The following is a 6,000-nucleotide window of genomic DNA, read 5'->3' on the forward strand; positions in this document are numbered from 1 at the left end:
GATGCGCCGCCGGCTCGGTGTCTCCGGCTTCGCCCACGGAGGCGGCCGCGTCAGGACGCTCTTCCTCGGCCTGCTTCCGTCGAGCAACTTCGGCCGGGTCACCCGCCGCACCCCTGGCTTCCACGCCTGGCAGGTTCCGCGCCGGCTCGTCCACGGCACGCTGCCATCCGGCCCCTCGCTCCGCGACCGGCGACGTGCGTGCGAGAGTGGGGTGATGAAGACCATCGGGCTGATCGGCGGCATGAGCTGGGAGTCGACGGCCGAATACTACCGGCTGCTCAACGAGCGGGTCCGGGAGCGATTGGGCGGCCTCCACTCCGCCAAGTGCGTGCTGTATTCGGTCGACTTCGCCGAGATCGAGCGGCTGCAGGTGGCCGGGCTCTGGGATGAGGCCGGCGAAGTACTCGCCGACGCCGCCCGGTCCCTGCAGGCGGCTGGTGCGGGCCTGCTGCTGATCTGCACCAACACGATGCACAAGGTCGCCGACCAGGTGGTGGCGGCGGTGGACATTCCGCTGCTGCATCTGGCCGACGCGACAGCATCTGCGGTGCGGACCGCTGGTCTGCGCCGAGTGGGGCTGTTGGGCACCGCGTTCACCATGGAGCAGGACTTCTACCGGGACCGCGTGGCCGGGCACGGCCTGGAGGTCCTGGTGCCTGACGCGGACGACCGGGCCGTCGTCCACAGAGTGATCTACGAAGAGCTCTGCCTCGGCATCATCCGGGAGGAGTCCCGAGCGGCCTACGGTGAGGTGATCAGCCGGCTCGTGGCTTCTGGCGCGGAGGGCATCATCCTCGGCTGCACCGAGATCGAGCTTCTCATCAGCCCGGAGCACAGTCCGGTTCCGGTCTTCGCCACCACCCGCCTGCACGCCGAGGCCGCCGTCAACGCGGCCCTCGCGCCCGGACGGTGACCCAGGCCGCATTTCAGCCATGCCCGGTCGCCCAGGTCTGTCCGAAGGCTCCCCCGCACGGTCTGTCGGACGACGCCGAGTGGATGCCGATCGAGACCGACTGCGACGGTCTGGCGGTGGAAAGGGAGCCCGCTCGGACGGGACGCCCTTTGGCCGGTCAGGGCGAGTTGACGTGGCTTCAGGTCCATGGAGCATTCCTCGGACGCGCCGTCTGCGTGATCACCCACCGCCACGTCCAACGGCCTTGTCAGGCCGTTATGTGACTGTCCCGTCCCGCGCCGTGCCCGGCGATGGCTGTGGCGATGCCGAGGGCGGCCAGGACGGTGAGGGGAAGGGTCCAGCTGTGCGTGGTGTCGTGCAGGATGCCGAGGAGGAGGGGGCCGGCCGCCGCCACGAGGTAGCCGATGGACTGGGCCATGCCGGCCAGTGCGGCGGCTTCGCCGGAGCTGCCGGCACGCCGGCTCTGGAAGGTCAGCGCGAGGACGAGGCACGCTCCGCCGCCGAGTCCGAGCAGGGTGCACGCCACGACGGACAGGGCGGGCGCGGCGACCAGGACGGTGAAGCCACCCGCCACCAGGACGGAGGCGCCGGCCGCGGTCCAGCGCTGGTCGTGCCGGCCGCGGGTGAGCAGGGGCAGGAGGCTGCTGGCCGCCAGGGACACCACCTGGTAGGAGAACAGCATCCATCCGGCCGTGGTGCTGCTCGTGCCGCGGTCGATCAGGATGCTGGGCAGCCATGCGACGGCGGTGTAGAAGGCCAGGGACTGGAGCCCCATGAAGAAGGTGACCTGCCAGGCGAGCCCCGACCGCCAGGGAACCGGGCTGCGGGTCCCGCCCGCGGACGCCGGTGGCTTGTCACCCCGCATGCGGGGCAGCCAGGCGAGGAACGCCGCGACGGTGAAGGCGACACCCCAGGCCAGTGCGGTGCGCCAGGAACCCGGCACGGTGTGGGCCAGCGGCGCGGAGATTCCGGAGGAGACCGCGGCCATGAGGCCCATGACGGTCACGTAGAGGGCGCTGACGCTCTGGATACGGCGGGTGGGCACGCTGCGTCGGATCAGTGCGGGCAGCAGCACGTTGCCGAACGCGATGGCCACCGAAAGGATCACTGTTCCGGTGAACAGGCAGATCACGGAGGGAAGGGAACGGACCACCGTTCCCACGGCCAGCACGCCGAGAGACGCCACCAGCAGACGCGCGCCGCCCCACCGGTGGGAGGCCCGGTCGACCAGCGGCGAGGTCGCGGCGAACGTCAGCAGCGGGAGGGTGCTCAGCAGCCCGCCCCAGCTCGACGTCAGGCCGCTGCCGCGCTCGATCTCCGGCAGCAGTGTGCCGACTCCCGTGAGAGTGGTGCGCAGGTTCGCCGCCACGAGACAGATCGCGACGACGAGCCCGACGGACACGGCGGGCCCCTCGGGCTCGGGACGGCCGACGGCCGTCGGCCGGGGTCCGGAGTACCGGCGGGATGCCGAAGAGGATGTCGAAGACGACCGCGCCCTCACTGGTTCTCCCCTGCTCGTGATGCGTCGCTCGCTCGTGACGCATCGCTCTGGTGGTCGCGGGTGAGCTGGACGATCGCCGCTGCCGCCTCGCGGGCGTCGCCCGCGTCCCGGGCCGCGATCGCGGCGACGAGCCGCCGGTGCAGGCCGGCGTGCTCCTCGGCGTGGGCGGCGTCCCAGGGCAGGCCGCCCAGGGACGTGGTGAGCGCCGTACCGAGGTAGTCGTAGACCTCGATCAGCAGGTCGTTTCCGCTCGCCCGGACCACGGCCCGGTGGAACAGCGCATCGACGCTCGTGGCCGCTGCCGTGTCCTCGCCCGCGCTGGCCGCGTCCGCGTCGGCCAGCAGCTCCCGCAGCTCCCGCAACTGCTCCTCGCTGCGGCGCAGCGCCGCGGCGCCCGAGGCGTACTCCTCCAGCACTGTCCGCAGCTCCAGCACCTTGTCCCGCTGCGCCGAACTCGCCCGCCGCACCATGACGGACTGCAGCTCGCTCGAGGAACGGACATAGGTGCCGTCCCCGGCCCGGGGCTCCAGCAGTCCCAGGTGCACCAGTGCGCCGACCGCCTCTCGCAGCGTGCTGCGTCCGACCCCGAGTTCCTCGATGAGTGTCTGCTCCGGCGAAATCCGCGTCCCCACCGGCCAGCCTCTGGTCGCATGACGGCGCTGCGGCGGCCGACCTCAGCCCGGGGCGATCCGGCGGACGGCCAGCCCGTCCAGGCGGTGGGCCCGTGCGTCCGAGGGGGCGTACACCAAGTGGTCGACCGTGCTCGGCGGGCGGGCCGGAACGGACTCGCCGCGCATCGCCGCCGCCACGAGGTGCCGCATGCGTTCGCCGCACCGGCGGTAGAACCGCAGCTGGGTGCGGCGACCGAACAGCCGCCATCCGAGAGAGGTGACCGGACCCAGCGTGGGCGCGCCCTGGGAATGGCAGGTGGCCAGGAACTCCACCGCTCCGGTGCGGCCGTCCTTCACCACCTGGTAGGTGACCTTGCCGCGTTCCAGGTGGCCGTCGAGGGTCTCGTAGGCCCATCCCCAGGCGTGGTCCGTGCCGTCGCGCGTCTCGTCGACCACTTCGGTGACGCGTACGCCGCAGTAGAAGTGCAGGGCGTGGAACCGGGCTTCGAGCAGCATGTCACGGCCGAGGAGGGGCGCCGCCGGGTCGTACAGCGCGCGGACGATCTCCGGTGGGGAGAACTCGTAGTCGCGGACCATGCGGCAGGCCTGCGTCCAGGGCCCCCCGGGCGTGGGGGCGCCCGGTGGCTCGGCGGGCAGCGCCGTGCGGTGGACGTCGATGTTCCACGCGGGACGGCGCACCTCGTCCATCGAGTAGTTGACGGACGTGTCCGCGAGCTCGCGCCAGGCCTGTACCACGTCGAGCTTTCCGAAGGCCCGGTCACGCAAGGCTCATCACTCCGGCCGCCGCAGCGATTCGCCGATCAGCCACAGCGTCGGTGGCCACAGGCCGACGAAGAGCGCGCGCCGTTCGGCGTTTCCCCGCTGCTCCTGGTCGATGGTCTTCGCGCGCACCCACAACGTCACGCACAGACCGACCGCGCCGAGCGAGGCGAGGTGCAGGTGCGCGCTGCGCACGCCCGCGCGGTGCAGAAGCCGGACCACCATGCGCGCCTCCGGGTTCGTCCGCTCGTGTCGCACCACCGTGTCAGGGTTGCTATACCAGGATATGACCGTATTCATTCATATTCTTCCAGTCGCTTTTCCGGCGATCTGCCGCCTTTGCGGCGACCTGATGCCCTGAGGGGGGTCGATGTCCCCACAACGCTGGCCGCGGCCACTGACCGTGCTGGCGCGATGGCTCCTGGGCACGGTGCTGGTCACCTGGCGTTACCTCTGGGAGACGACGCCCCTGTACCGCGCGGGCGAGTGCGAAGGAGACGAGCGGGACCGTCCGCCGCGGATTCCTCCCGAGACGGTCGACGACATGGTGCAGCTCGCCGAGGACGGCTGCGGCCCCTTGTTCCACCGCCTCTTCCGCGTGCGTATCGCGGGGGCCCGCATCGACGGCGCCCGGCTCGTCGAGCAGGTCTGCTGCCGGTTCGAGCGCTTCGTGCCGTCGGAGGTGGTCGGTATCCGGGTGGGCGAACTCCGCGAGCACGGGCTGAGCGTCCCGGACGAACTGCTGGTGGAGATGCCGGGTCCCTGGAACGGGCCGGTGCGTGTCGTACACCGCGACCGCGAGTTGCTGCATCTGGTGACCCTGCGCGGTCACATGGAGGCCGGGCAGGTGCAGTTCCGCGCGCACGAGGACGGCGATCTGCTGGTGTTCGAGATCGAGCTGTGGGCGCGCGCCGCCACCCGGCTGGTGCACGTGCTGTACTCGCATCTGCGCGTGGCGAAGGAGATCCAGCTCAACATGTGGGTCCGCTTCTGCCTGTCCGCCGTCAAGGCCTCGGGGGGCCGGCTGGTGGACGGGGTGCACATCCGCACCCGACGGCTCCAGCCGTCCCGGACGGCACCGCGGAAGGGATGAGGGACGACCGGTGGCGAGCAGCCCTCTCCAGGACCGGACCGTCGTGGTCACCGGAGCCGCCCGCGGGCTGGGCGCCGCGCTGGCGCGCCGACTCGCCCGGCGCGGGGCGCGGTTGGCGCTGCTCGGGCACGAGGGTGCCGGACTGGACGCGCTGGCCGCGTCCCTGCCCACCGCGGCCCTGGCGATCGAGGTCGACGTCACGGACCACACCGCCCTGGACGACGCGGCGGCCGAGGTTCGCGGACGTCTCGGCCGGCCGTCGGTGGTCGTGGCGAACGCGGGCATCGCCCAGGGCGGACCCTTCGCGACGTCCGACCCCGCCGCCTGGCGCCGTGTCATCGACGTCAATCTGACGGGCAGCGCCCACACGGCACGGGCCTTCCTGCCCGATCTCGTCGCGACCGCCGGCTACTTCCTCCAGGTCGCCTCGCTGGCCTCGCTCGGTGCCACCCCGATGATGAGCGCCTACTGCGCCTCCAAGGCGGGTGTGGAGGCGTTCGCCCACGGGCTGCGCGCGGAAGTCGCGCACCAGGGGGTCGCCGTGGGCATCGCCTACCCCGCCTGGGCGGACACCGACCTGATCCGCGAGGCCGAACGGTTCGCCGCGCTGCACGAGTTGCGCGTCCGCATGCCGTCTCCCGCCCGCACCATCCACCCGCCCGACGCGGTCGCCGCCCGGCTGGCACGCGCGGTGGAGCGCCGCCGTACCGCGGTCTACGTGCCGTCGTGGCTGCGCTGTGTCCAGGCGGTCCGCTGGGCCCTGCCGCCCGTCGTGCTGCGGGTGACCCGGCACGAATTGCCCCGTCTGGACGCCGGGCGGCCCCTGCGCGCGACCGGTCCGCTCGGCTCCGGCGGGCGGGCCGACCGCGCCGCGGCGGAGCCGGGAGAGGACTGACGTCCGCGCGGGCAGGGGCGGGGCCGGGACGCCGGATCAGTCGAGGACGAGGCGCCGGCCAGGGGTGATCCGGTCCGGATCGTCCCCGATGACGGTCTTGTTCCTGCGGTACAGCGCCTCCCAGGACCGGCCGTGGGCGCGGGCGATGCCGCTGAGGGTGTCCCCCGGCCGCACGGTGTAGGAGGGCCGGGTGCCGGTCTGTTTTCC

Annotated in this window: 7 protein-coding genes; 3 read left to right on the top strand and 4 right to left on the bottom strand. The window is 72.3% G+C overall.

What is annotated here, in order from left to right:
• Positions 1 to 214: 214 nt before the first annotated feature.
• The gene (locus tag FRZ03_RS09185) at positions 215 to 913 is read left to right on the top strand and encodes an aspartate/glutamate racemase family protein (RefSeq protein ID WP_146464693.1); all 699 of its coding nucleotides are present in this window, start codon (positions 215 to 217) and stop codon (positions 911 to 913) included.
• A gap of 247 nt (positions 914 to 1,160) precedes the next feature.
• Here the strand turns inward: FRZ03_RS09185 and FRZ03_RS09190 are convergent, their stop codons facing one another.
• The 4 genes from FRZ03_RS09190 to FRZ03_RS09205 all read right to left on the bottom strand — a co-directional run bounded on the left by FRZ03_RS09190 (position 1,161) and on the right by FRZ03_RS09205 (position 4,105).
• Positions 1,161 to 2,315, bottom strand: a complete 1,155-nt coding sequence (locus FRZ03_RS09190; RefSeq protein ID WP_146464676.1) for a CynX/NimT family MFS transporter — start codon at positions 2,313 to 2,315, stop codon at positions 1,161 to 1,163.
• A gap of 95 nt (positions 2,316 to 2,410) precedes the next feature.
• Positions 2,411 to 3,046, bottom strand: a complete 636-nt coding sequence (locus tag FRZ03_RS09195; protein ID WP_146464677.1) for a FadR/GntR family transcriptional regulator — start codon at positions 3,044 to 3,046, stop codon at positions 2,411 to 2,413.
• A 42-nt stretch (positions 3,047 to 3,088) separates the two neighbouring features.
• Complete coding sequence (locus FRZ03_RS09200; protein WP_261398773.1) at positions 3,089 to 3,811, bottom strand: DUF1990 domain-containing protein; 723 nt, start codon at positions 3,809 to 3,811, stop codon at positions 3,089 to 3,091.
• Positions 3,812 to 3,817: 6 nt separating this feature from the next.
• A complete protein-coding gene (locus tag FRZ03_RS09205) occupies positions 3,818 to 4,105 on the bottom strand; it encodes a hypothetical protein (protein ID WP_261398774.1) in 288 nt (95 codons plus the stop codon).
• Between the two features lie 70 nt (positions 4,106 to 4,175).
• On the opposite strand from FRZ03_RS09205, the gene FRZ03_RS09210 reads away from it, so the two are divergent.
• Positions 4,176 to 4,898, top strand: coding sequence for a DUF1990 domain-containing protein (locus FRZ03_RS09210; RefSeq protein WP_146464678.1), 723 nt, complete (start codon positions 4,176 to 4,178; stop codon positions 4,896 to 4,898).
• A 10-nt stretch (positions 4,899 to 4,908) separates the two neighbouring features.
• Positions 4,909 to 5,793, top strand: a complete 885-nt coding sequence (locus tag FRZ03_RS09215; protein ID WP_146464679.1) for a short-chain dehydrogenase/reductase — start codon at positions 4,909 to 4,911, stop codon at positions 5,791 to 5,793.
• The last annotated feature ends 207 nt before the right edge of the window (positions 5,794 to 6,000 follow it).

Origin of the sequence: Streptomyces misionensis (assembly GCF_007896895.1) — a bacterium.
Taxonomy (GTDB): Bacteria; Actinomycetota; Actinomycetes; order Streptomycetales; family Streptomycetaceae; genus Streptomyces; species Streptomyces misionensis_A.